Origin of the sequence: Dyadobacter sp. CY343, assembly GCF_021390335.1 — a bacterium.
Classification (GTDB): Bacteria; Bacteroidota; Bacteroidia; order Cytophagales; family Spirosomataceae; genus Dyadobacter.
This window is the reverse complement of sequence record NZ_JAJUXK010000001.1, coordinates 605,569-628,584: the sequence shown is the minus strand read 5'-3', so window position 1 is coordinate 628,584 and position 23,016 is coordinate 605,569. Positions and strand designations below refer to the sequence as shown.

The following is a 23,016-nucleotide window of genomic DNA, read 5'->3' as shown; positions in this document are numbered from 1 at the left end:
TACTATGCAACGCAAAAATCCCCTGATGAGTTTGTTACAAAACCGGAAATTCTCCGATTCGCCTTTCTATCTCTTCCATTTCATCTGCGACATTCATTTTTCGCGAAATTTCGTTCAGCTTGCTCCACACCGATTTCAGGAATTTTAAATGACTTTTCGTAAATCCATGTAACGGCCGATGATTGATTGTAGACAGGATTTTGTCCCATTCCTCCATCAATTCAACAGAACCCTGCGAAATGAACGATCTGGCGAAAATCTGGAAGATATGTTCCTCAGCGAGTTCGTTCGGGTGGATCAGGTCACTTTTATAAAACCTATAATCCCTTAACTCATCGATCATGATCTCGTAGGAAGGGAAGTAGGCAATATGCTTGTATTTTTCGGCAAGCCGGTGGCAGGCCAGCCGTAACGTCGACTTACTTACCTGGTTTAGCGGCAAAGTATCTTTCGTGTGGCGAACCGGGCTGATGGTCAATACCACCCGAAGGTTCCGCCGGAACATCAGCAGCTTCTGGATCAATTGTTCCATCGCCATACTGATCTGATCGGGATGCAATAATTCGCGGATGAAATGCTCAGCAGGCAGCTTATGACAGTTCCCAATCACCATATTCGTTGCTTTGTGACGGTACCCGTAGGCAGTGCCCAGAGTGATCACAAGCACATCAGCTTCGGTGATGAATGCGCGTAAATTCTCTAATTTCCCTGAAAGCTGAACTTCCAGATCCTTCCGGCTATTGCTCCAGAGGGACGAATGAAAATCGTGGTGTAGCCAGATATCGTCTGGTGTTTTGAGAAAAAGCTCAGGTGCCGGCCCTCTCTCATCCAGCGCCAGATCCAGCGTTTTACAAATGGTGAGCGGATTGAAAATAGTACCCAGCGGGTTGTTCAGTACGTCAAATTTATAGCCTTCCAGCTGCGTCCCGAGTACCTCGGCAAAGCACGAGCCGACAGTCAGAATTTTGGACTGGTGATCCATTTTCCAGTCGGAAGGGGTGATGGCAACTTCTGTACTAAGCTTTATTTCTCTCATGATAAGTCAAATGCGGTATACAAAGGTAATATCCAGCCGCTGGAGAATTGCATAGTGGTCGTAATTGTAGAAAGGATTAGGTTTGAGCAATTGATCATACACACTATCCATAATATGCAGGACGAAACTTACCCTCACAATAACCCGACTGAATACCGTTACGAATTTACGAGCGTGAGTGCAAACAAAAGCGTTCGAAAAGTGGTCCTGTTTACTGAGACCGAAAATGAAAACTTATATAATCTTGCATTAATGGATGTGCTTGATTCAGGAGAGCTTTGTGATAAGTCAGAAACGAAAAATCAAGATATGCGTAAAGTTATTGCTACCACATATGATACAGTTAAGTGCTTTCTTGAGCTAAATAAAGCTTTCAGCGTCATTTTTTCTGGAAGCGAAGAAAAAAGGCAGAGGCTTTATCGAATTGCAGTATCCACCAACCTAACCGAGTTGTCTGGAAAATATCTTATTTTAGGACTTAAGAAAGGGCACGCTGAGCGTTTTCAGCCAAATCATATATACGATCACTATATTATCAGTAACAAGCTATGAAACCGAGTCAAAAAAAAGTCGATTTGGATGATATATCCAAAAATCCTATCGTACAGAGGAAGCTGGACGAGGCGAATGCGGTACTCAGAACAATAGACAAGTCAAAACTTGAATCGCTATTAAAAGGCCGAAACTCAAAGTGATGAGCTGCATTACTATCTCTCATCTCGTTTTCCTATTATGCTGCTCCCAGCCGGATGCAGCGTTATCAGACAAATCATACTCCTTCGCCCAAACTCCTTCCTGGCAGGATGAATTCGATTATGCCGGCAAGCCTGACGCTGCGAAATGGTCTTACGCGCTCGGAGATCATGGGTGGGGAAACAATGAGCTGCAAAACTATACAGATGAGATCGGGAACGCGAAAGTTGAAAATGGCCACTTGATCATCACAGCCATAAAGGAGAAATCCGGGAAAGCCGAATACAGTTCGGCGAGGCTGGTATCGAAGGGAAAGGGTGACTTTTTGTATGGTAAGATTGAAGTAAAGGCAAAACTGCCTGCCGGACGAGGCACCTGGCCTGCTATCTGGATGCTTTACAGTGAAAATAATTACGGCAATAAAAGCTGGCCTGACAATGGAGAGATAGATATCATGGAGCATGTGGGTTTCGACCAGAACCGGGTTCACGGGAATGTGCATACCAAAGCTTTCAATCACGTTATCAAAACCAATAAAGGCAATAGCACAATTGTCGAAAAGGCTTCGGAGGAATTTCACCTTTACGCCTGCGAATGGACACCCGAGTCGGTTACCATTCTTGTTGACGGCAAACCTTACTTCACATTCCCCAAAGAATCGGGATACAAATGGGCTGAGTGGCCGTTTGACAAACCTTTTCACCTTATTTTGAATATTGCGGTCGGAGGCAATTGGGGTGGTCAAAAGGGCGTGGATAACAGCGTTTTCCCTCAAAAAATGGAGATCGATTACGTGCGCTTTTACCCCCTCAGCGAGAAAAAGTAGCTTTGAAAATCCAGTGCACAGGGTTATCTTGCATCATGGATAATTTTGTTGTTTCCGCCAGAAAATACCGCCCGGTTACATTTGATTCGGTGGTTGGGCAATCACACATTACAACTACTTTAAAAAACGCAATCCGCACAAATCACCTGGCGCAGGCCTTTTTATTCTGTGGCCCAAGAGGAGTCGGAAAAACCACATGTGCGCGAATTCTGGCGAAAACGATCAATTGTCAAAATCTGGGAGACGATGTGGAAGCGTGCGGGGAATGCGAATCCTGCGTCAGCTTTCAAAACAATGCATCCTTCAATATCCATGAACTCGACGCAGCTTCCAACAACTCCGTCGAGGATATCCGTAACCTGATCGACCAGGTACGTTACCCGCCCCAAACCGGCAAGTACAAGATCTATATTATTGATGAGGTGCACATGTTGTCTCAGGCTGCTTTCAATGCATTCCTGAAAACACTGGAAGAACCGCCGGGCTACGCAATATTCATTCTTGCTACCACTGAAAAGCATAAGATATTACCGACGATTCTGTCAAGGTGCCAGATCTTCGACTTCAATCGCATTCAGTCGAAAGATATAGCTTACCATTTAGCAGATATCGCTCAGAAAGAAGGAATTACGACTGAAAAAGAGGCACTGGAACTGATCGGACAGAAAGCGGACGGCGGTTTGCGGGACGCACTTTCGATGTTCGACCTCAATGTGACATTTTCGACCGACAACCGACTTACTTACGAGGCTGTTCTTGAAAACCTGCATATTCTGGATTATGATTATTATTTCAAGATCACAGATGCATTGCTCGCTGGCAGCATTTCAAAATCGCTGATATTATTTGATGAAATTCTGAGAAAGGGTTTTGACGGACATTTATTCGTAGTTGGCTTGCTGGAACATTTTCGCAACCTGCTGGTCTGCAAAGATCCCGCAACAGTCACGTTATTACAGGTTTCGGAATCGGCAGAGCGCAAGTATGTTGAACAGTCGGCCGCGGCGGATATGAGTTTTTTGTTATCCGCGTTGAGTATCACAGGGCAATGCGATATCAATTATAAAGCAGCAAAAAACCAGCGGCTGCATGCGGAACTCTGTCTGATCAAACTGGCGAACCTGCCACATATTCTTCAATTAAGTTCGCTGGGAGCCGTTGATGAAACGGCAAAAAAAAAAGTTGAGCCTGAACCCGAGCCCGTAAAAAACGAGCTTCCTCCCGCTCCTGAACAGATTCCTCCTGCTTATTCAAATGGGAATGCAGCAGCTTCCGTACAGCAACCTTCGACGCCCACCGTTGTTTCGTCGAAATTAAAGAACACAATTCCCCTGGCAATGACCCGACCCGTGGGTGCCGTCGCTGAAAGTGTTACTTCGAACAGGCAGGAAATTGAACCTGCGACACAAATTCGCAAAGAAGCTTTGACGCTGGAAAACTTGCAGCGGCTGTGGTATGAATTTGCAGAAAAAAGAAAAGAAGAAGGTAATTCGACGACCGAAGAGATTTCACTGAAAAAGGAATTTAGGCTCGAAGGCTCAACGATTGAAATCCCGCTGGACAATGCCCACCAACTGGAAGCGATCCAGAATGCACGTTATGATCTGCTCGGATTTTTAAAAAGCAGGCTGGATGCACCGAAACTGGATATTAATGCAAGAGTAGCACCTCAGGAAGTGAACCGGTTACCTTACACACCGGCGGAGAAATTCAATTATATGGCTGAGAAAAACCCCTATCTCCTTGAACTCAAACAGGCACTTGGACTTGACGTGGATTTTTAATTTTTACCAATACTCAAAAACTTCTTGTGCAGCTGCATTACCTGCGGGATCAATGTGGAGTTTGTATTATTCGTGATCACAAAATCAGCAACCTGCCTCCTCTCTTCATCCGACACCTGCCGCTCAATTATTGCCCTGATATCTGACTCACTGCGACGATCCCTTTTCAATATGCGGGCAACTCGCAAATCAATATTTGCCTCTACTACAATTACAAAATCAAGCGAATTATTCTCGCCGGCTTTATTCATAATCGCGGCTTCTTTGATCACGTAGTGCACGTTTTTTTGTCTTCCTACCCAATCTGCCGTATCCTTCAACACAGCGGGATGAACAATTGAATTTAACTTTTTCAACAGAATCTCATCCTTAAAAACCAAGGAGGCCACGAACGCAGTATCATATTTACCTTCGCTATTATACGCGCGCTCACCGAGTAGCTGAATAATGTCAGCTCTAACCTTCTGGTCATTGTTAGTCAACCATTTAGCACGAGAATCCGCATTGTAAACCGGAATTCCGAGACAGGAAAACAGATCACAAACCACGCTCTTCCCCGACCCTATTCCACCGGTAACACCAATCTGAAGAGGGGCTGACATGGGGTCGAAATTAGGATATACTATAAAGGAACATTTAGAAATTGCGCCACCTCGAAACTGACGAATACGTCGCGGTGGCTGACATCCACCAGAGGGGAAACGGGAAGCGGAATGGGTAGACTTTCGTCGTAATTCCCCTGGATCTTCGGAGTCGGAACGGAAATGCGGATTGTATCCGGATAAGTTTTCACCAGGGAAACGGGCCCGTCCACAGAAATAAGCGACGGCGACACGTTGATAACACTGGAAATCACGTATCCCGGCTTAATATCAATCCCTACGCTGTCGATACGGATCGGAATTATTTTCCTGATCTTGGGTTCGAAACTCAGCTCGAATGTATCAGCTACCACGTAGTTTACGTGCAGGTTCGGGAAAAGCTCCGTTACCTGATCCGTAAGTGTCGTAGAATTGATAAAGCTGGCTTCATTTGGATTTAAAACCTTGTATACCACAGGGTTTGCATTGAAATTCAGCCAGGATTTTTGGAGCAGGCTCCATCCATCACCCGATACATTCACCGAAATTCTCCTGGGCAGCGGCTGCATAGGAACGTAAGACGAATTATCGTATTCGATTTCAAGCGGATAATTGAGCTTGATCGAATAATTCTCCGTGTTCAGCACATTCATCAGCCAAAAGAAAGACGCAGCCAGCAAGCATCCAATAAAAGTTTTGATTCTGTTTTGGTTTTGTGGTACGTGATTCACGGCCTGTTAGTTTATCCGGCTATGGTGCGTGCGATCGCCGATTTATCGACTGTTAATTTCACTCCCTTATCCAATTCAAGCGTTACGGTTGCATCTTCAACGGTGTAAATTCTGGCGTGAACTCCACCGATCGTTACAACCTGATCGCCCTTTTTAAGATTGGTAAGAAGCTCTTTTTGTTCTTTTTGCTTCTTTTGCTGCGGGCGGATCATGAAAAAGTAAAATACGCCGATAATACCGACCCACATTACGACCTGATAAATCATGGTTTGTGAACCGTCGGATGCCGCTTGGGCTAAGAGAGAAAGCTTCATATTAAGAGGTTGATTAGTAAAATTTAAACCGGATTCCGGTCATTCCAAGATAGTCGGCTATTTGGCTGTTGCTGGTTTTGAAGCAGCATTCACAATCCCTTTCAACCTGAGTTCGGAATATGCCGGCTCAGTGTTGGCGTAAACTGTGATCGTTTTCACTTGCGGGCCCGTTTTGTTTTTTGTGTCAAAACGAACTTTGATACTCGAAGTTTCATTCGGTCCGATCGGCTCTTTTGGCCATTCCGGAGTAGTACAGCCGCAGGAAGAAGAAATATTGTTCAGGATCAAAGGATATTCTCCCTCATTCTTAAACTTAAAATCATGCTCCACTACCGCACCTTCCTGAACTGTCCCGAAATCGTGGGAAGCACTGTCAAGCAATGCAAAAACAGGCATTTTTGAAGATGCCTGTTTTTCACTGTCTCCTTTTTCATTTGAACAATTAAAAAAGGAAAGTGTAATTCCCAATAGTATGCAAGCGGATATTTTTTTCATGTTGGTAGCTTAGCTGGCCTGACCTTTGATCTGGGCCATCAGGCGGTCAACATCTTCCAGTAGTTTTTCCGCCTTTTCACGGGCATCGTTCACTACTCTTTCGCCTTCGGAACGGGTAAAATTTTCAGGCTGGTCTTTTTTATCAACTAAGTCCTGAACCACTTCCTGAAGTCTTTCGCGGTATTTAGACAAACGAAAAGTTAATTGTGTTCTGAGTACTTCTCCCTTATCGGGTGCATAAAGAATTCCCAATGCAGCACCTGTGACACAACCGGTCAAAAATGCAATCAGACTGTTACTGGTTTTACTCATGATTTCTTTGTTTTAGCTGTTGGTCGCCATAAAGCTTCCTATGGTTTGACAGCTCCAAAAACTATTCCATTTAAAACCCCGGGGCTGTTTCCGGGTCTACTTATTGTCAATCAATCCCCTTCCGCTTTTCCGTATCACGCCTTCTTTGGCAAGTTTAACGGACAACACGTCCAGGACGCCATTCACAAACTTACCACTTTTTGGGGTACTGTACCTTTTTGCAATTTCGATAAACTCGTTGATCGTAACTTTAACGGGTATACCAGGGAAATGAATGAGCTCAGCCAAAGCGGTTTTCAGAATAATCAGGTCCACGAGAGCTACCCTTTCCAATTCCCAGTTTTTCAATTGATCTTCCAGATAAACACCATATTGGTCGTTTTCAGCAACCACGATCCGACAAAGCTCTTCCACAAATTCCCTATCTTCTTCCCAATCCTTCGTCAACGGAGCGAGTTGAAAAGTATCTGCGCTGTCAGCTGATTTCAGGGTTTTGATAGCCAATCCGCGGATCAGTTCGCTGTGGTCGGCCCAGTAGAGATCACGTTGTTCAAGGTATTCAAGCGGAACTTCGTGTTTTAAAATGATCTGTCTTAAAATATGCTGGATCAGCGCCTGATCTTCTTCGGGCGTATGCTCCGGTACGCGACAGTAAGCTTCGTAGGTTTCATCTTTCCGCAACGCTTCCTTGTAAGTTTTCCGGATCACGCCCATTTCATTGCTCCAATTGATCCCACTACGGATAATCTCTTCTTCCAGCGCCTTATCTCCGGTCAAAACTTGGATAACGCGGTTTGAATTAAGACCAGAACTTTTTGGAAAAGGCGCTTCCGGATCTTCATATCTTCTCTCGCGGTCGATCTTCGACTGATGCGACAATTCGATCAGCATGGAAAGTATCCTGATAAAATCGGTGTAAATCAGCTCAGTTTCATTCAAAACCCTCCGCACCAGCTTCTCTCCGTCACCTTTGGTTTGCCTGTCGTAAGACTGATAGGCACTTCGGGCGACTCTCACTACTTGTTCAGGAAGATCCTTATCCGCACTCAGCTCGCCATTTTTGATAAACTCGTCGAGTGCCATATTCGCCATCTTGTTCAAGCTGGCCAGCTTCGGCTTATCCTGAAACTCCATCGAATTCAAATTCGGTAGAAAAGCCTCTTCAATGTGATCCAGCGCCAGCAGGCGGTTTGCCTCAGCAGTCAATTGCCGAGCGTAAAGTGCCTGAACAGCCTTGGTCCTTAGTAATCTCCTATTCAGCATAAGCCGGGGTAACAATTGAAAAAAAAGTACTGTAATTCAAAGAACGTTTCTTCATATAAAGCAAGGCTACATCTTTTACCCTTGCGAGAATGTCTAAAATTTAGCGCAAAATTAGACTATTTTGTTCAGAATCGAAAAAATGAAATGCGTTCATCTAGTTTTGCAACGTTTTGAATAAATAGGATGTTGCCTATTGCAAGACCACATTTTCTTACCCAAACTTTACCCTGTGAAGGCATTAAAGTACCTCAATAAGTACTTATGGAAATATAAATGGTATCTCATTCTCGGGATACTTTTTACGATTATCTCCAATCTCTTCGGGATTATTCCTGCTCAGTTGGTCAGATATGCGCTCGACCTGGTTATTGAGACCCTTGATATCTATTACCTCTTCAATGGCGTTTCACTGCAAAGTGAAATCTATGATATTTTTGCTTTCAGCATTCTGCTCTACGGCTTGCTGATCCTTTTAATGGCGCTTTTAAAGGGAATTTTCCTGTTCCTGGTGCGACAGACTATCATCGTCATGTCGCGGCATATTGAGTTTGCGCTTAAAAACGATATTTACCAGCATTACCAGACACTACCGGCCAGCTTTTTCAGGAAACACAGTACCGGAGATCTCATGGCGCGGATCTCGGAAGATGTGAGCAACGTGCGGATCTATGTAGGTCCGGCGCTGATGTACGGGATTAACCTCCTCGTACTTTTCGTGCTTGTGATTACTTATATGGTCTCGGTGAGTCCGCAGCTTACCTTTTATGTACTGTTACCGCTGCCTGTGCTTTCTATCAGTGTTTATGTGGTCAATAGTATGATCATGAAACGCTCGCAGGAAATACAGAAGCAACTTTCGGCATTGTCGACCTATGTACAGGAAGCTTTTTCAGGAATCAGGGTTATTAAATCTTTCGTTCAGGAAAAACACTCTTTTGAAAATTTCGAAAAAGAAGCGGAGATTTTTAAAGATAAGTCGCTGAATCTGACAAAGGTTGATGCGTTTTTTTATCCTGTGATCATCATGCTGATCGGTTTCAGTAACATACTGATCATTTATGTGGGTGGCCAGGAAATCATCAGCGGCAGGTTAACCCCGGGCAATATCACCGAGTTTATTCTGTATGTCAATATGCTTACGTGGCCGGTGATGGCGCTCGGCTGGACTACTAGTCAAATCCAGCGCGCAGCTTCTTCCCAAACCAGGATCAATGAATTTTTGAACGAAAAAACCACCCTTGTATCCGAGAAAAACCTGGTTACACAGCTCGAAGGCGGGATCAGATTTCAGAATGTAAATTTCGTCTACCCCGATTCCGGCATTCAGGCACTTCAAAATTTTGACCTTGAAATAAAACCGGGAGAAACAGTTGCGATCCTGGGCACCACAGGTTCAGGAAAAAGTACGCTCGCGCATTTGCTTTGTCGGTTGTATGATCCTACCGGCGGCCAGATACTGGTCGATAATGTGCCGATGAAAGATTACGATGTGCACGCGTATCGGCGTCAGATAGGTTACGTTCCGCAGGATGTTTTCCTTTTTTCTGATTCAATCCAAAATAATGTGCGTTTCGGAACCGTGGATATGCCTTTCGAGCGGATTGAGCAGGCGGTTAAGGATGCGGATCTCTATAATAATGTCAAAGATTTCCCGCAGGGATACGATACCGTTTTGGGGGAAAGAGGTATCACACTTTCAGGGGGACAAAAACAGCGACTTTCAATAGCCCGCGCTATCGCACGTGATCCGAAGATTCTCGTGCTCGACGATTGCTTGTCGGCCGTCGATACCAATACTGAGAATATCATCCTCAATAATATGAAGCGGATTATGGATCAGCGCACGTCCGTGATCATTTCACACCGCGTTTCTTCTGCCAAACTGGCTGATAAAATTGTGGTACTGGATGAAGGAAAGATCATCGAACAAGGTACCCACGCCGCTTTAATGGAGTTGAACGGAGCTTATAAAGAACTTTACGAAAAACAGCTCATTGCAGAAGAAGTGTAGCCTATTTGGTCAGCTTTTTCATTTCTTCCTTCAATTCCCTCATATCATTGTGCAGACTTTGCAGACTTACCTGCTGCGTATTCGCTTCCAGGTTGAATGATAACTTGCTGCTCACCAGCCACATTTCCCGGATTTCATTCTGATCGATGCGGATCGGGGCATAATCGGGATTAAGGGAGACAAGATTGACGTAACCGGACTGGTTTTCTTTCTGCACTTTCTTGACTAATACACTGTCGGCTGTCACGACCACATACATTCGCCGGTTGCTTAGATTTTCCATATCTTCCACCGCCTTACCCACGATCCATTCTCCCGATTCCAATACCGGCGACATACTATCCCCATCGACCTGAAATCCTCTGAAAGTGGCATTGCGATATTCAGGAAGCGGAATTCCAAATGCGGGCAGACTCTCAAACCACTGCGCATCCCCGATATTGCTAGGGTAACCTGCCGCCGCCTTTGCATTCACCAGCACGATATTCTCCTTTCCCTCATTATCCACCGTCACCACTTTCGGGTTCACCGATAGTTTGTCCGAATGCAGAAACTTCTGGGTACTCTCGCCAAAAAGCCAGAGCGGGTTAATATGGTATTTTTTCAGCAGCTCTTTCACCACCTGCCCGGGAATTCGGGTTCGCCCCCTTTCAATATCAGCCGTAGTGGAACTAATTCCCAGCTCCTCGGCAAAAGCCGCCTGTGTCAGGTTGAGCTCTTCGCGTATTTGCTTAAACCGTTTGAATTCTTCGTCTGCTGGCATTTTCTGCTTGTCAAATTGCACAATATCAATCCTTTTCCAAATCTACATTTTTTTTGGAATATTTCCTTTTTTATACTGGAACCAATCCATATATTTGGAATAAATCCAGTAACCAGTAAATATTCCAAGCAATGGACCGCACGATACTACACCTTGACCTGGATACTTTCTTCGTATCAGTCGAGAGAAAGCACGATAGCAGGCTTGAAAAAAAGCCGGTGATGGTAGGCGGAACGGGCGATCGGGGCGTGGTGGCGGCTTGTAGTTATGAGACGCGGGCATTCGGCGTGCATTCAGGTATGCCCATGAAAACAGCGAGGATGCTTTGTCCCGAGGCGATCGTGATCCGTGGCGAGGCAGGTATTTATTCCAAGGAATCCAAAATTGTGTCGGAGATTATCAGTGAAACAGTTCCGGTTTTCGAAAAAGCGAGTATTGATGAATTTTATGCGGATTTGTCAGGAATGGATAAGTTTCTGGGCTCCTACCAGCTTTCGAAAAACCTGGGCGAGCGGATCCGAAAGGAAAGCGGGCTGCCTATTTCGCTGGGACTTTCTACCAATAAAATAGTCGCAAAAGTGGCTACCGAAGAAGCCAAGCCGAATAATTACAGGAAAGTGGACGCGGGAATGGAGAAGTCATTTCTGGCGCCGATGCTCGTGAACAAAATCCCGATGGTCGGTGAGAAAACGGACAAAATCCTGCAAAATATGGGAATCAGGTATGTGAAAACCATTCAGGAAATGCCTGTGCAGGTAATGAGTCAGGTTTTGGGCAAAAATGGCGTTGTGCTTTGGAACCGGGCAAATGGGCTCGATAACTCTCCTATCGTGCCTTTCCACGAACGCAAATCCATCTCTAATGAGCGGACATTCGGGAAAGATACCGGCGACATAAAGCGGATGCGGGAAATGATCCGGGCTATGGGGGAAAATCTGGCATACCAGTTGCGGACCGGTAACAAGCTTACCTCATGCATTTCAGTCAAGATCCGCTATTCCGACTTTAATACCTTTTCTAAACAGGCGAAAATTCCGTACACGTCAGCGGACCATATTTTGATCCCGCACATTGAGCGGCTTTTCGACCAGCTGCATAACCGGCGGATGATGGTGCGGCTGGTCGGCGTCAATTTCAGCGACCTCGTAACAGGCAATCACCAGATCAATATGTTCGATGATTCAGAAGAGCGCCTGAATCTCTACCTCGCCATGGATCATATCCGCAACAAGTACGGGATCGACGACCGCGGCAACTCGATACTCAGCTGGGCGACCACCCTCGGCATCCCCAATATATCCAGTATGGGAAACCCCTTCAACGGAGATCCCCCAATCATTCCCGCGCACCGGAATGCGTGAATGCGAATTCAGGCTATATTTTGTTCCAATGCTTTAATGTTACTCAACTCATTGAAAATCAAATGCTGCTCTTCTTCCAAATCGTAATCATCCTGCAATCCAAGCCAGAATTTTGGTGTAGTGCCAAAGTACTTGCTCAGTCTCAGCGCAGTATCCGCAGTAATCCGTCGCCTGCCTTTAATGATCTCGCTCACCCTCGTCTGAGGGATCGCAGTATCTTTCGCGAGTTTGTATGCAGTAATGCCCATCGGAATCAAAAATTCTTCCGACAAAATCTCCCCTGGATGTATGTTAGCTAGTCTTTCCATTTGAAGCAAAATAATAGTGCGATAATTTCTTAAATCTATTGTCGATGCCATTGACTGATTAAATATTCGACCGATTTTCCGGGTTGCAAATTAGCCAATAGTTTTTCAAAACATCATGCTACTCAACTGTCACTCTTATTTTAGCTTGCGCTACGGGACGATACCGGAGGAGGAATTGTTGAGTCTGGGAAGGGAAAATGGATACGGATGCATGGCGCTGACGGATATTAACAATACGTCGGGCTGCCTCAACTTCATCCGGCTCGCCTCGAAATACGATATGAAACCTGTGGTCGGGATCGATTTCAGGAATGGAATTGCGCAGCAATATGTAGGATTAGCGAAAAACAATGCTGGTTTCCAGGCTCTGAATACGTTTTTATCGCAGCATTTGAATGCAAAAACCGACTTTCCTGCAAATGCACCGTGGCTGGAAAACACTGTTTTTATTTACCCCTTTGAACGGGTTCGTCAGGAAAGGAAGGAGCTATTTTTACCAAACGAATACATCGGCGTCTCAGTAAAAGACCTGAGCAGGTTGCAGTTTTCACCTTTATTTAAACACAAAGACAAACTGGTTATCCAACAGCCGGTCAGTTTCAGGCATAAAAAGGATTTCAATGCGCACCGGCTGCTCCGGGCGATTGACCGGAATACGATGCTTAGTAAACTCTATGCGGACGAAACTGCCGAGGAAGCTGCTCAAATGATGCCTAAAAAAGTCCTGACGTATCATTTTAACCAAAAGGATTTTGACCGGATCATTTACAATACCGAAAAGCTGATAGATGAATGCAGCATTCACTTCCGGTTTGGTGACGACCGCGAGCACCAGAACCTGCAAGTATTCGGCGAAAGTAAACAGGACGATTATCAGCGTATTTTCCAGCTCGGCTGCGACGGGCTGCGGCATCGTTACGGGTCGAATGTAAATGACGTGATCCTCGACCGGTTCAATATGGAACTGGAACTGATTGAAAAACAAAACTTCATTCCCTTTTTCCTCGTCAACCATTCGATAACCAGTTATGCCCGGCAGAAAGGTTATTACTACGTCGGGCGAGGGAGCGGCGCGAATAGCATTATCGCTTATCTGCTCAATATCACCAATGTAGATCCGATCGAGCTCGATCTGTATTTCGAGCGTTTCATGAACCTTTACCGCAAAAACCCGCCTGATTTCGACATTGATTTTTCATGGCGCGACCGCGAGGATGTTACCCAGTATATTTTTGACACATTTGGCAAAAAAGGGCAGGCAGCTCTTTTGGCAACTTACAGCACATTCCAACATAGTGCCGCAGTACGGGAACTGGGGAAGGTTTTTGGTTTACCTGCTTATGAAATTGAAGCACTCAGCAATGGGAAATACGATCCGAAAAAGCTCGATCAGTATGCAGGTCTGGTCATTCGTTATGCCAATTATTTCCAGAAAAACAACCAGCCGAATCACCTCAGTATCCACGCAGGCGGCATATTGATTTCGGAGCGGCCTATTCACCATTTTTCTGCAACCGACCTGCCGCCGAAAGGCTTTCCGACTACGCAGTTTGATATGGTCATCGCGGAGGATGTTGGTTTGAACAAATACGATATCCTCGGCCAGCGCGGGCTTGCGAAGATCAAAGAAACGCTGGAAGTGATCCGTTACAACCGGCCCGACGCACCGGAATTTGATATTGACGATGTAAAAAAATTCAAGAAAGACCCGAATATCAACAACCTGATCCGGCAGGCGCAATGCATCGGGTGTTTTTATGTGGAATCGCCTGCCATGCGAATGTTGCTGAAAAAGCTCGAAGTCGACAACTACCTCGGGCTTGTGGCGGCAAGTTCGATCATCCGCCCGGGCGTAGCGAAAAGCGGGATGATGCGGGAGTACATTTTGCGCCACCGCAACCCCGAGCGCCGCGGCGAGGCGCATCCCAGGTTGCTCGAACTGATGGAGGATACTTACGGGATTATGGTGTATCAGGAGGACGTGATCAAGGTAGCACATTATTTTGCAGGTCTCGATCTGGGTGAAGCTGATGTAATCCGGCGAGGAATGAGTGGAAAATTTCGCGGTCGGGACGAATTTGAGCGGGTCAAGAAAAAGTATTTCACGAACTGTCGCGAGAAGGGCTATGATGAGACCATGACGCAGGAGATCTGGAACCAGATTGCCAGTTTTGCCGGGTATGCATTCGCAAAGGGGCATTCTGCCTCCTATGCGGTGGAAAGTTACCAGACACTTTTCCTTAAAGCCTACTTCCCGCTGGAATTTATGGTGGCGGTATTGAATAACGGCGGCGGCTTTTACGGCCAGGAACTCTATATCCACGAAGCCAGGATGCTGGGTGGAAACGTGCTGCCTCCTTGCGTCAACCACAGTCTGGCGCAAACGGTGATCGAGGGTAAGGATATTTACATCGGAATGCAGTTTCTGAATGAAATGGAAGAAAAAACCATCGACCGGATCATCCAGGCGCGACAGACCGACGGCCCTTTCACTTCTCTTAACGATTTCCTGGACCGCGTAGTCATTTCCATCGAACAGCTCACGATCCTGATCCGGATCGATGCATTGCGGTTTACCGGGATTGACAAAAAGACATTACTTTGGAAAGCACATTTTCGGCTCAGTACTACGCCAGTGAAAGTGACGCAAAGGCAGCTTTTTGAGTCTGAGATCAAAGATTACGAGCTTCCGGTTTTCCATTCTTCTCCTATCGACGACGCTTATGATCAGATTGAGTTGCTAGGTTATCCGCTTTGCAGTCCATTTGACCTTGTGAAATATCCGCTGCCGCCGAGCGTGATGAGCAAGGATTTGCATAAGTATGTGAATCAGGAAATCGTGCAATATGGTTACCTGGTCGCGGTGAAAAATACGCGCACTGCCCGCGGTGAAACCATGCATTTCGGGACTTTTCTGGATCAGGAAGGTCAGTTTATCGACACGGTTCATTTCCCGTCGGTGAAAGTTAAATCCAACTTCTCAGTCAAAGGCGTTTATAAGATCCGGGGGATTGTAAGTGAAGAATTTGGCTTTCTCAGTGTCGATGTGACAGAGATTACCAGAATGGACTCGGCTACAAGAGAGAAATAGCACATCAATTTTGTCCGGGGACTGAAGTCCCCGGCAATTGATGTCCCCGGCAATTGATTAATAGCTTGGCTTTGAATAATTACAATTGCGCTTTTTCGTTTCTCTTAGAGTTTGCCGGTTTGTGCCGCAAAACTATTAGTAGCAATCAACATCAACGTTATGACGAAACACACTTTCTTATTTCTGCTCTTTATTTTCTTTCTCGACTGCACACACGATTCAACTTCAATTACCGGCAACTGGGTGACTGAAATAGCAGATCAACCTATTCACAAACAAGGATTTACATTGCACGACGACGGCCAGGCATCGTCCATCAACCTGAATGCAAAGCGGTACGATTCTTGGGAAAAGGTCGATAACCTCCTGATCCTGAAAGGAAGTGATGAAAGCAAAGAAGGTGGCAGCCTGGTGACTGACACGTTGAAAATAGTCTCTGCTGGCGACAGTTCGCTGGTACTTGAAAACCGCGGCAAGCAGGTCCGCTATTCAAAAACGGCGAATCCAAGCAAGTATATTGCAGATTTTGAAACCCACGATTGCTTTGTTTACACCGCTGCCAAAGATTCTGCATTCCTGCATATTGAAGTAGAAGGCCAGAAAGTGACGGGCGAACTCTTCTATGCTTTTTACGAAAAAGATAAGAATAAGGGGAAACTGGAAGGTGAAATGCGGGGAGATACTTTGCTGGGTCAATATAAATTTATGTCCGAAGGCTCTGAATCGACGCGGGAGGTGGTGTTTCTAAAAAACGGCTCGGGTTGGGTGGAAGGTTTTGGAGATATTAAACAAAAACGCGGGGTTACCGTTTTCAAGGACCGATCAAAGCTTAACTTCAAGAATGGACTTGCATTTAAAGGAATCAGATGTCCTTAATTCTGTAATTCTAAGCAATTTACTATTCAGCTCATACTTGCCGGGAATCGTCCCGGCTTTTTTGTTGAAGATTTGCAGCTTCTGCTTTGCAATCGCGATCTTTAACTATATATTTCGTTTATCCTTGATTTTATCAATTTTAAAATAAAAATAATGAAAAAGGCATTTTTGGCTTTGTACTTCGCCGCTCTGGGAATTTACCTCATTCCCACTGTTTCGGCTCAGAACCTTGCCTCGCAGAAAGTTGTGCTTGATCCGAATGTCAAAACAGGCAAACTGAAAAACGGAATTACCTATTACATCCGAAGGAATAGCGAACCAAAAAACCGAGCCGAGCTCAGGCTTGCCGTTAAAGCCGGATCGGTGCTGGAAACAGACGCGCAGCAGGGACTTGCCCACTTTATGGAGCACATGAACTTCAATGGAACAACCAATTTCCCTAAGAATGAACTGGTTAACTTCCTGCAAAAGACCGGCGTAAGGTTTGGGGCGGATTTGAATGCATACACCGGATTTGACGAAACGGTGTATATGCTGCCGATACCTACCGACTCTGCCGGGCTGCTTGAAAAGGGTATCCAGGTTCTGGAAGACTGGGCACACGGCGCATTGCTGGACCCGGCTGAAATTGAAAAGGAGCGCGGGGTGGTGTTGGAAGAATCGCGCATGGGCCGCGGCGCGCAGCAACGTATGCGTGACAAGTTTTTGAAAGTGATATTGAACAATTCGCGCTATGCGGAGCGCCTTCCGATCGGTAAAGATAGTATCCTGAAATCCTTCAAACCGGAGACGATCAAGGCATTTTACCAGGACTGGTACCGCCCGGATCTGATGGCGGTGATCGCAGTTGGTGACTTCGATGTAGCCAAAGTGGAAGCGATCATCACTCAGAAATTTAGCTCGATCAAGCCGCCGGTTAATGCAAAAAAGAGAACGAAATACGAGATTCCGCTCGATGGCAGCACACAGGTTGCGATCGTGACAGATCCCGAATATCCCCAGAACCTGATCCAGCTGATTTACAAACAACCTAACAGCAAGGAGAAAAACCTGCTGGACGTGCGAAATAACTTCGCGCAGGAATTGTATAATGCGATGATGGGCCAGCGTATGCAGGAACTTACCCAGAAACCAAACCCGCCGTTTCTATACGGGGGAAGTGAATATGGCGACTTTCTGGGTAATCTTGATTCCTACACTTCCATTGCACTTTCGAAAGATGCCGCTTCAATGAAAACTGCATTGACCGCGTTATTGGAAGAGAATGCGCGCGTTCAAAAATTCGGATTTACCCAGCCTGAGCTGGATCGCGCGAAAAAGGACTTCCTGAATAGCATTGAACAGTACTATAAGGAGCGCGACAAGACCAAATCTGCCAATTATGTGCAGGAATACCTTAACCATTTCCTGCATGACAAGCCTTTCATGGGCATTGAAGCGTATTATGCATTTGTACGGAAAAACCTGGAAAGTGTAAATCTGGCGGAGATCAATGCGCTTGCTAAGAAATACATAACCGACCAAAACCGCGCAGTAGTGGTAATGGGGCCCGAACAAAGCAAGGGTGCATTGCCGACAGAGGCTGATATCCGAGCATTGCTCAAAGATGCGGGCAAAGATGTGACGGCTTATGTGGATGATGTGCTCGATACGCCGCTGTTGAGCAGCGAACCGGTCGCAGGTAAGGTGACGGCTGAAAAATCCCTTGAAAAACTCGGGGTGACGGAGCTTACATTGTCTAATGGTGTGAAAGTATTATTAAAACCGACCGAGTTTAAAAACGACGAAATCCTGCTTAAAGCGACCGGAAAAGGCGGATATTCATTATTTCCAGACGAGCGCGAAACGGGTGTTTTTAGTAGTTATCTGATCCAGTCAGGCGGCGTGGGACCTTATACGCAGACGCAGTTGCAGAAATTCCTTGCTGGAAAAACGGCCAGCGCGGGACCCTATATCAGCGAACTAACCGAAGGGTTCGGCGGTAGCACCAATCCAAAAGACCTCGAAACTACGCTGCAATTGATCTATGCATATTTCACGGCGCCTAGAAAAGACGCGGAGCTGGTGAAAGGAATTCTGGCCAATCAGAAAGCTTACCTGGAAAATATGCAGAAGACTTTAACTCCGGAAAAAGTTTATTCTGACTCGCTGAATGCAGTTTTGACAAGCAATAACCCGAAACGTCAGCCTTTGAAACCCGAAAGTGTGGACAAAGTAAATCTGGATCGCGCCGCCGAAATGTATAAGGATCGCTTCTCCGACGCATCCGACTTCGTATTCACATTTGTAGGTGCATTCAAGGTGGATGCGATCAAGCCGCTTTTGGAAAAATACCTGGGAAGCTTGCCTAGTACCGAGCGAAATGATGACTTCCAACATCCCAATATCTTCCCGCCGAAAGGAAAAATAGAAAAAACCATTTACAAAGGGTTAGAGCCAAAAAGCCGCGTTACATTGGTTTCAAGCGGAGAATATGAATATAATCCTGAAAATAATATTCAGATCGAAGCATTGCAGGAGGTACTTCAGATCAAGCTGATCGAGGCTTTGCGGGAAGAGGAAAGCGGCGTTTACGGGGTGGGCGTTTCAGAATCGACGGATAAATTCCCGACCGGACATTATCGGTTTAGCATTGGTTTTGGATGTGCCCCGGAAAACGTGGATAAGCTGGTAAAGCGGACGCAGGAAGAAATCGAGAAGATTAAAAAGAATGGCGCTGATCCGAAAGACATTGAAAAGTTTGTGGCTGAAACGCAGCGCAAAACGGAGCTGGCAGTTAAAACGAACAATTTCTGGCTGAATTACCTGGACGATAATACTTTCCTGGGCGACGATCTGGACGAAATTTTCCAGCAGGAGAAATTACTTAAATCGATCACGGTAGCCAGTACAAAAGCCGCCGCCAAAAAGTACTTCGACGACGGCAATTTTATCAAAGTGGTATTGATGCCTGAAAAGAAATAATCAAAATACCACCCTTAAAGCGAGCCCGGAGCACTTACAAAGCTTCGGGCTCTTTTTGTCTCAGCTTCATGATCAGCTCAGTTTTCATATCAAACAAATGCTTTTCCAGCCCAACCGGATAAGTATGCGGATTCACGAACCTTTTAATTCCTTTGTAAAAATGCGCGAGCTGATCCTGTACCCTCGCTTTCGCTTCATGAATCGAAGGCAGACTGTAAATCAATTTTCCATTTGCGAAAATAGGCACCAGCAGATCTTCAAAATGTGTATTCTCTGCAAATGAGCGGTTTTTTGTAAAATCATAAGGATCGATCATCGTCGACTTACCGATCAGCGGATTTTCGATATTAAATATCATATCTGACACAAAACCTTTATTATCGCTGAACCGCCTAACCTGCTGAATACCAGGCGTCGAAACCTTGATTGCCTGCTCCGACAATTTGAGTTTGTAATCCCACTCTCCGCTGCTGGTTTTAATGGCAGCCAGTTTGTACACACCTCCCAAGGCCGGCTGGTCGTAGGCTGTCACCAGCTTGGTACCTATTCCCCACACGTTGATTTTAGCGCCCTGGATTTTCAGACTGTCCATAATGTATTCGTCGAGGTCGTTACTCGCAACGATATTCGTTTTTTCAAACCCGGCTTCGTCCAATAGCTTTCTTGATTCGACACTTAAATAGGCCAGGTCACCGGAATCAAGCCGGATCCCGCCGAGATCGTAGCCCCGTGCCCGCAACGATTTCCCCGCTTCGATCGCATTGCGCACGCCATTCAGCGAATCGTAGGTATCGACCAGCAAAGTGACATTATTGGGAAGATGCTGCGAATAGGTTTCAAACGATTCCAGCTCGGTATCAAACGACATTACCCAGCTGTGCGCGTGTGTTCCTTTCACCGGAATATCATACAATTTGCCCGCCAGCAGATTGGAAGTTGCATCAAAACCGCCGATATAGGCAGCACGGCTGGCAGTAACCCCACCGTCGGGGCCCTGGGCGCGTCGCAAACCGAACTCCAGCAACACATCATCTTTGGCAACCAGCCGCATCCGGGCCGCTTTTGTGGCGATCAGTGACTGAAAATTGACCAGGTTCAACAGCGGCGTTTCGAGTAACTGGCATTGCAGTATCGGCCCCTGAACTCTCAGTAGCGGCTCATTTGGAAATACTACGGTCCCTTCGGGAATTGCGTCAATGCTGCATTGCATTTCCATTTTTTCCAGATAATCCAGAAAACCCGGCTCAAAAAGCTTGTTCTCGTCATTCCCTTTTAACGAACCAATATAGGCCAGGTCTTCGGGGCTGAACCGGAATTCCTGAATGTAATCGATCACACTATTAAGCCCGCAGGCAATAGTGAACCCGCCCTGAAAGGGATGTTTTCTGAAATAAAGGTTAAAAACAGCCTCCTGCTCTGCTTTTCCGGCTTTCCAATATCCGTATGCCATAGTGAGCTGGTACAGGTCGGTGAGCAGGCTCAGGGAAGTATCATATAATTTATTGATCATCAATGTCAGTGTTAGTTTGTAGTGAAGCGACTATCTGGTAGGTTGTGAAATTAATAAATAACTCCACTTTTCTACACAAATTGATCTTTCTGCCCGCTGTCGAACGTATGTTTCGAGAACAGACTTTCAACGACACTAAAAATGGAGTTTCATGGAGCAAACGATAGAGGCTAAGATCCGATCCGTGGCACTGAACATCCGAAAGATCAGGGAGTATAGGGATTACACTCAGGAATATCTCGCAATGAAACTAGGCATTTCACAAAATGCTTACAGTAAAATCGAGCTTGCTTACACGCGAATCACACTGGAAAGACTGATCCAGATCGCGCAAATCCTGGAAGTTGACTCGGTAGACCTGATTAAAGGAAATTCGGAAGAACTGGTGAGATTACACACCTCCGACTAAACATCAACAAGTTAAAACTGAAAAGGGCCGATTCCATGTGAATCAGCCCTTTTTCATTTGTAATGCATTTACTTATATCGCTTCCAGAATACGCTCGATAGAAACCTGGTAGCCAATTTTTTCTTTCAATTCACTGATCGCAACCCGCTCCTGCTCCATCGTATCGCGGTGACGGATTGTAACGGTATCATCTTCCATCGTCTGATAATCCACGGCAATGCAAAACGGGGTACCGATCAGATCCTGGCGGGTATAACGTTTTCCAATTGCCGCACCATCATCGTAAGTAGTTCTGAAGGAAGATTTAAGCGAATTCGCAATAGTTTGCGCTTTTTCAGCCAGTCCGTCTTTTTTAACCAATGGAAGTACTGCCACTTTGAAAGGCGCCAGCGCCGGATGCAATTTCAGATAAGTACGTTCTTTCTGGTTCTCGCCCTCGCCTACTGTTTCGACCGTGTACGCATTGCAGAAAGCAGCCAGGAAAAGGCGATCTGCTCCTACCGAAGTTTCGACTACATAAGGAATGTAGTTTCCGTAAGGTTTGCCATTTTCATCCAGGTCAGAATCAAAGTACTGCTGCTTTTTCTTCGATAATTCCTGGTGGTTACGCAGGTCAAAGTCGGTGCGCGAGTGAATACCTTCCATCTCACGGAAACCGAATGGAAACTGATATTCAATATCTACGGCTGCATTTGCATAATGCGCCAGCTTCTCGTGATCGTGGAATTTCAGCTTTTCAGCAGGTAACCCGATCGCTTTATGAAATTTCATCCGGGCTTCTTTCCACGACTCGTACCAGGCCATTTCAGTGCCGGGGCGGATGAAAAACTGCATTTCCATTTGTTCAAATTCACGCATACGGAAGGTGAACTGCCGCGCTACGATCTCATTTCTGAATGCTTTCCCGATCTGCGCAATACCGAAAGGAATTTTCATCCGACCGCTTTTCTGCACATTCAGGAAGTTGACGAATATACCCTGCGCAGTTTCGGGACGGAGGTAGATCAGGTTTGAATCCTCAGCTACCGAGCCTACCTGCGTACTGAACATCAGATTGAACTGACGTACTTCCGTCCAATTGGCAGTACCTGAAACCGGACATTTGATATTTTCAGAAATGATCAGCTCACGTACACCATTCAGATCCTCAGCACTCAAAAGCCGCCCCATTTCTGCCAGCAATTCCTGCGATTTTGCCTCATTACCTTCGGCTGCATATTGTTCAGCCTTGCCTTCCAGCAGCTGATCGGCGCGGTACCTTTTTTTGGAGTCCTTGTTATCGATCATCGGATCATTAAATCCGTCGACGTGACCGGAAGCTTTCCAGGTAAGCGGATGCATGAAAATCGACGCGTCGATGCCCACGATATTATCGTGCAATTGCGTCATGGCTTTCCACCACGCTGCTTTGAGGTTATTTTTAAGCTCTACACCATTTTGACCGTAATCATAAACGGCCTGTAAACCGTCGTATATTTCAGAAGAAGGAAAAACGAAGCCGTATTCTTTGGCGTGCCCTACGATGTCTTGTAAAGAGGTAGCGGGTGATGGGTTCATTTAGTTAAAAATCAAAGAGAAATTACTGTTAATGCATCCAAAATATGGAAGTTGGTAAAATTAGGTATTTTGACCGGACATACGTAAACCCAATGTTCGAAACCGGACAAATTATCTATATTTAGAGAGCT

Annotated in this window: 20 protein-coding genes; 9 read left to right on the top strand and 11 right to left on the bottom strand. The window is 45.8% G+C overall.

Going from position 1 to position 23,016, the window contains the following annotated elements; genetic code table 11:
• Window positions 1-34: 34 nt before the first annotated feature.
• Complete coding sequence (locus LZG94_RS02525; protein ID WP_233790396.1) at window positions 35-1,036, bottom strand: GSCFA domain-containing protein; 1,002 nt, start codon at window positions 1,034-1,036, stop codon at window positions 35-37.
• A gap of 114 nt (window positions 1,037-1,150) precedes the next feature.
• On the opposite strand from LZG94_RS02525, the gene LZG94_RS02520 reads away from it, so the two are divergent.
• The 3 genes from LZG94_RS02520 to LZG94_RS02510 all read left to right on the top strand — a co-directional run bounded on the left by LZG94_RS02520 (window position 1,151) and on the right by LZG94_RS02510 (window position 4,339).
• Entirely contained in the window at window positions 1,151-1,588 is a 438-nt protein-coding gene (locus tag LZG94_RS02520) for a DUF6934 family protein (RefSeq protein ID WP_233790395.1), read from the top strand.
• 142 nt (window positions 1,589-1,730) lie between these two features.
• Window positions 1,731-2,555: a family 16 glycosylhydrolase gene (locus LZG94_RS02515; protein WP_233790394.1), complete on the top strand. Its 825-nt coding sequence runs from the start codon at window positions 1,731-1,733 to the stop codon at window positions 2,553-2,555.
• 35 nt (window positions 2,556-2,590) lie between these two features.
• Window positions 2,591-4,339: a DNA polymerase III subunit gamma/tau gene (locus tag LZG94_RS02510; protein ID WP_233790393.1), complete on the top strand. Its 1,749-nt coding sequence runs from the start codon at window positions 2,591-2,593 to the stop codon at window positions 4,337-4,339.
• On the opposite strand, the gene coaE is transcribed toward LZG94_RS02510, so the two are convergent.
• From coaE to nusB, 6 genes are all read right to left on the bottom strand, one after another.
• On the bottom strand, window positions 4,336-4,941 hold the full coding sequence (coaE, locus tag LZG94_RS02505) for a dephospho-CoA kinase (RefSeq protein WP_233790392.1): 606 nt from the start codon (window positions 4,939-4,941) through the stop codon (window positions 4,336-4,338). The genes LZG94_RS02510 and coaE overlap by 4 nt on opposite strands.
• A gap of 20 nt (window positions 4,942-4,961) precedes the next feature.
• The gene (locus LZG94_RS02500) at window positions 4,962-5,651 is read right to left on the bottom strand and encodes a hypothetical protein (RefSeq protein ID WP_233790391.1); all 690 of its coding nucleotides are present in this window, start codon (window positions 5,649-5,651) and stop codon (window positions 4,962-4,964) included.
• A gap of 11 nt (window positions 5,652-5,662) precedes the next feature.
• Window positions 5,663-5,965: a preprotein translocase subunit YajC gene (gene yajC, locus LZG94_RS02495; protein WP_233790390.1), complete on the bottom strand. Its 303-nt coding sequence runs from the start codon at window positions 5,963-5,965 to the stop codon at window positions 5,663-5,665.
• A 57-nt stretch (window positions 5,966-6,022) separates the two neighbouring features.
• Window positions 6,023-6,460, bottom strand: coding sequence for a DUF1573 domain-containing protein (locus tag LZG94_RS02490; RefSeq protein ID WP_233790389.1), 438 nt, complete (start codon window positions 6,458-6,460; stop codon window positions 6,023-6,025).
• 9 nt (window positions 6,461-6,469) lie between these two features.
• The gene (locus LZG94_RS02485; protein WP_233790388.1) at window positions 6,470-6,772 is read right to left on the bottom strand and encodes a YtxH domain-containing protein; all 303 of its coding nucleotides are present in this window, start codon (window positions 6,770-6,772) and stop codon (window positions 6,470-6,472) included.
• 96 nt (window positions 6,773-6,868) lie between these two features.
• Entirely contained in the window at window positions 6,869-8,035 is a 1,167-nt protein-coding gene (gene nusB, locus LZG94_RS02480) for a transcription antitermination factor NusB (RefSeq protein WP_233790387.1), read from the bottom strand.
• A gap of 229 nt (window positions 8,036-8,264) precedes the next feature.
• Here nusB and LZG94_RS02475 point away from each other — a divergent pair, with 229 nt between their 5' ends.
• Window positions 8,265-10,046: an ABC transporter ATP-binding protein gene (locus tag LZG94_RS02475; RefSeq protein WP_215233699.1), complete on the top strand. Its 1,782-nt coding sequence runs from the start codon at window positions 8,265-8,267 to the stop codon at window positions 10,044-10,046.
• Between the two features lies 1 nt (window position 10,047).
• Here LZG94_RS02475 and LZG94_RS02470 read toward each other — a convergent pair whose 3' ends face one another.
• Complete coding sequence (locus LZG94_RS02470) at window positions 10,048-10,809, bottom strand: LexA family transcriptional regulator (RefSeq protein WP_233790386.1); 762 nt, start codon at window positions 10,807-10,809, stop codon at window positions 10,048-10,050.
• Between the two features lie 131 nt (window positions 10,810-10,940).
• Here LZG94_RS02470 and dinB point away from each other — a divergent pair, with 131 nt between their 5' ends.
• Window positions 10,941-12,170, top strand: a complete 1,230-nt coding sequence (gene dinB / locus LZG94_RS02465; RefSeq protein WP_215233701.1) for a DNA polymerase IV — start codon at window positions 10,941-10,943, stop codon at window positions 12,168-12,170.
• Between the two features lie 8 nt (window positions 12,171-12,178).
• On the opposite strand, the gene LZG94_RS02460 is transcribed toward dinB, so the two are convergent.
• Complete coding sequence (locus LZG94_RS02460) at window positions 12,179-12,478, bottom strand: HigA family addiction module antitoxin (RefSeq protein ID WP_233790385.1); 300 nt, start codon at window positions 12,476-12,478, stop codon at window positions 12,179-12,181.
• A 115-nt stretch (window positions 12,479-12,593) separates the two neighbouring features.
• On the opposite strand from LZG94_RS02460, the gene LZG94_RS02455 reads away from it, so the two are divergent.
• From LZG94_RS02455 to LZG94_RS02445, 3 genes are all read left to right on the top strand, one after another.
• Window positions 12,594-15,569, top strand: coding sequence for a DNA polymerase III subunit alpha (locus tag LZG94_RS02455; protein ID WP_233790384.1), 2,976 nt, complete (start codon window positions 12,594-12,596; stop codon window positions 15,567-15,569).
• A gap of 159 nt (window positions 15,570-15,728) precedes the next feature.
• Complete coding sequence (locus tag LZG94_RS02450) at window positions 15,729-16,445, top strand: lipocalin family protein (RefSeq protein WP_233790383.1); 717 nt, start codon at window positions 15,729-15,731, stop codon at window positions 16,443-16,445.
• A 153-nt stretch (window positions 16,446-16,598) separates the two neighbouring features.
• Window positions 16,599-19,409 (top strand): pitrilysin family protein, encoded by a 2,811-nt coding sequence (locus LZG94_RS02445; RefSeq protein WP_233790382.1) that lies wholly within the window; start codon window positions 16,599-16,601, stop codon window positions 19,407-19,409.
• 34 nt (window positions 19,410-19,443) lie between these two features.
• On the opposite strand, the gene LZG94_RS02440 is transcribed toward LZG94_RS02445, so the two are convergent.
• Window positions 19,444-20,919, bottom strand: a complete 1,476-nt coding sequence (locus LZG94_RS02440) for a nicotinate phosphoribosyltransferase (RefSeq protein ID WP_233790381.1) — start codon at window positions 20,917-20,919, stop codon at window positions 19,444-19,446.
• A 151-nt stretch (window positions 20,920-21,070) separates the two neighbouring features.
• Here LZG94_RS02440 and LZG94_RS02435 point away from each other — a divergent pair, with 151 nt between their 5' ends.
• Window positions 21,071-21,328, top strand: a complete 258-nt coding sequence (locus tag LZG94_RS02435; RefSeq protein ID WP_215233707.1) for a helix-turn-helix domain-containing protein — start codon at window positions 21,071-21,073, stop codon at window positions 21,326-21,328.
• Window positions 21,329-21,400: 72 nt separating this feature from the next.
• Here LZG94_RS02435 and LZG94_RS02430 read toward each other — a convergent pair whose 3' ends face one another.
• Complete coding sequence (locus LZG94_RS02430; RefSeq protein WP_233790380.1) at window positions 21,401-22,885, bottom strand: glycine--tRNA ligase; 1,485 nt, start codon at window positions 22,883-22,885, stop codon at window positions 21,401-21,403.
• Between the last annotated feature and the right edge of the window lie 131 nt (window positions 22,886-23,016).

Excerpts from the sequence above, each read along its gene's own strand:
- LZG94_RS02440 (WP_233790381.1), bottom strand. The coding sequence starts at position 20,919 with ATGATCAATAAATTATATGATACTTCCCTGAGCCTGCTCACCGACCTG.
- LZG94_RS02450 (WP_233790383.1), top strand. The coding sequence starts at position 15,729 with ATGACGAAACACACTTTCTTATTTCTGCTCTTTATTTTCTTTCTCGAC.
- coaE (WP_233790392.1), bottom strand. The coding sequence starts at position 4,941 with ATGTCAGCCCCTCTTCAGATTGGTGTTACCGGTGGAATAGGGTCGGGG.
- nusB (WP_233790387.1), bottom strand. The coding sequence starts at position 8,035 with ATGCTGAATAGGAGATTACTAAGGACCAAGGCTGTTCAGGCACTTTAC.
- LZG94_RS02445 (WP_233790382.1), top strand. The coding sequence starts at position 16,599 with ATGAAAAAGGCATTTTTGGCTTTGTACTTCGCCGCTCTGGGAATTTAC.
- LZG94_RS02520 (WP_233790395.1), top strand. The coding sequence starts at position 1,151 with ATGCAGGACGAAACTTACCCTCACAATAACCCGACTGAATACCGTTAC.
- LZG94_RS02435 (WP_215233707.1), top strand. The coding sequence starts at position 21,071 with ATGGAGCAAACGATAGAGGCTAAGATCCGATCCGTGGCACTGAACATC.
- LZG94_RS02455 (WP_233790384.1), top strand. The coding sequence starts at position 12,594 with ATGCTACTCAACTGTCACTCTTATTTTAGCTTGCGCTACGGGACGATA.
- LZG94_RS02490 (WP_233790389.1), bottom strand. The coding sequence starts at position 6,460 with ATGAAAAAAATATCCGCTTGCATACTATTGGGAATTACACTTTCCTTT.
- LZG94_RS02515 (WP_233790394.1), top strand. The coding sequence starts at position 1,731 with ATGAGCTGCATTACTATCTCTCATCTCGTTTTCCTATTATGCTGCTCC.
- LZG94_RS02510 (WP_233790393.1), top strand. The coding sequence starts at position 2,591 with ATGGATAATTTTGTTGTTTCCGCCAGAAAATACCGCCCGGTTACATTT.
- LZG94_RS02525 (WP_233790396.1), bottom strand. The coding sequence starts at position 1,036 with ATGAGAGAAATAAAGCTTAGTACAGAAGTTGCCATCACCCCTTCCGAC.
- dinB (WP_215233701.1), top strand. The coding sequence starts at position 10,941 with ATGGACCGCACGATACTACACCTTGACCTGGATACTTTCTTCGTATCA.
- yajC (WP_233790390.1), bottom strand. The coding sequence starts at position 5,965 with ATGAAGCTTTCTCTCTTAGCCCAAGCGGCATCCGACGGTTCACAAACC.
- LZG94_RS02430 (WP_233790380.1), bottom strand. The coding sequence starts at position 22,885 with ATGAACCCATCACCCGCTACCTCTTTACAAGACATCGTAGGGCACGCC.
- LZG94_RS02460 (WP_233790385.1), bottom strand. The coding sequence starts at position 12,478 with ATGGAAAGACTAGCTAACATACATCCAGGGGAGATTTTGTCGGAAGAA.
- LZG94_RS02485 (WP_233790388.1), bottom strand. The coding sequence starts at position 6,772 with ATGAGTAAAACCAGTAACAGTCTGATTGCATTTTTGACCGGTTGTGTC.
- LZG94_RS02470 (WP_233790386.1), bottom strand. The coding sequence starts at position 10,809 with ATGCCAGCAGACGAAGAATTCAAACGGTTTAAGCAAATACGCGAAGAG.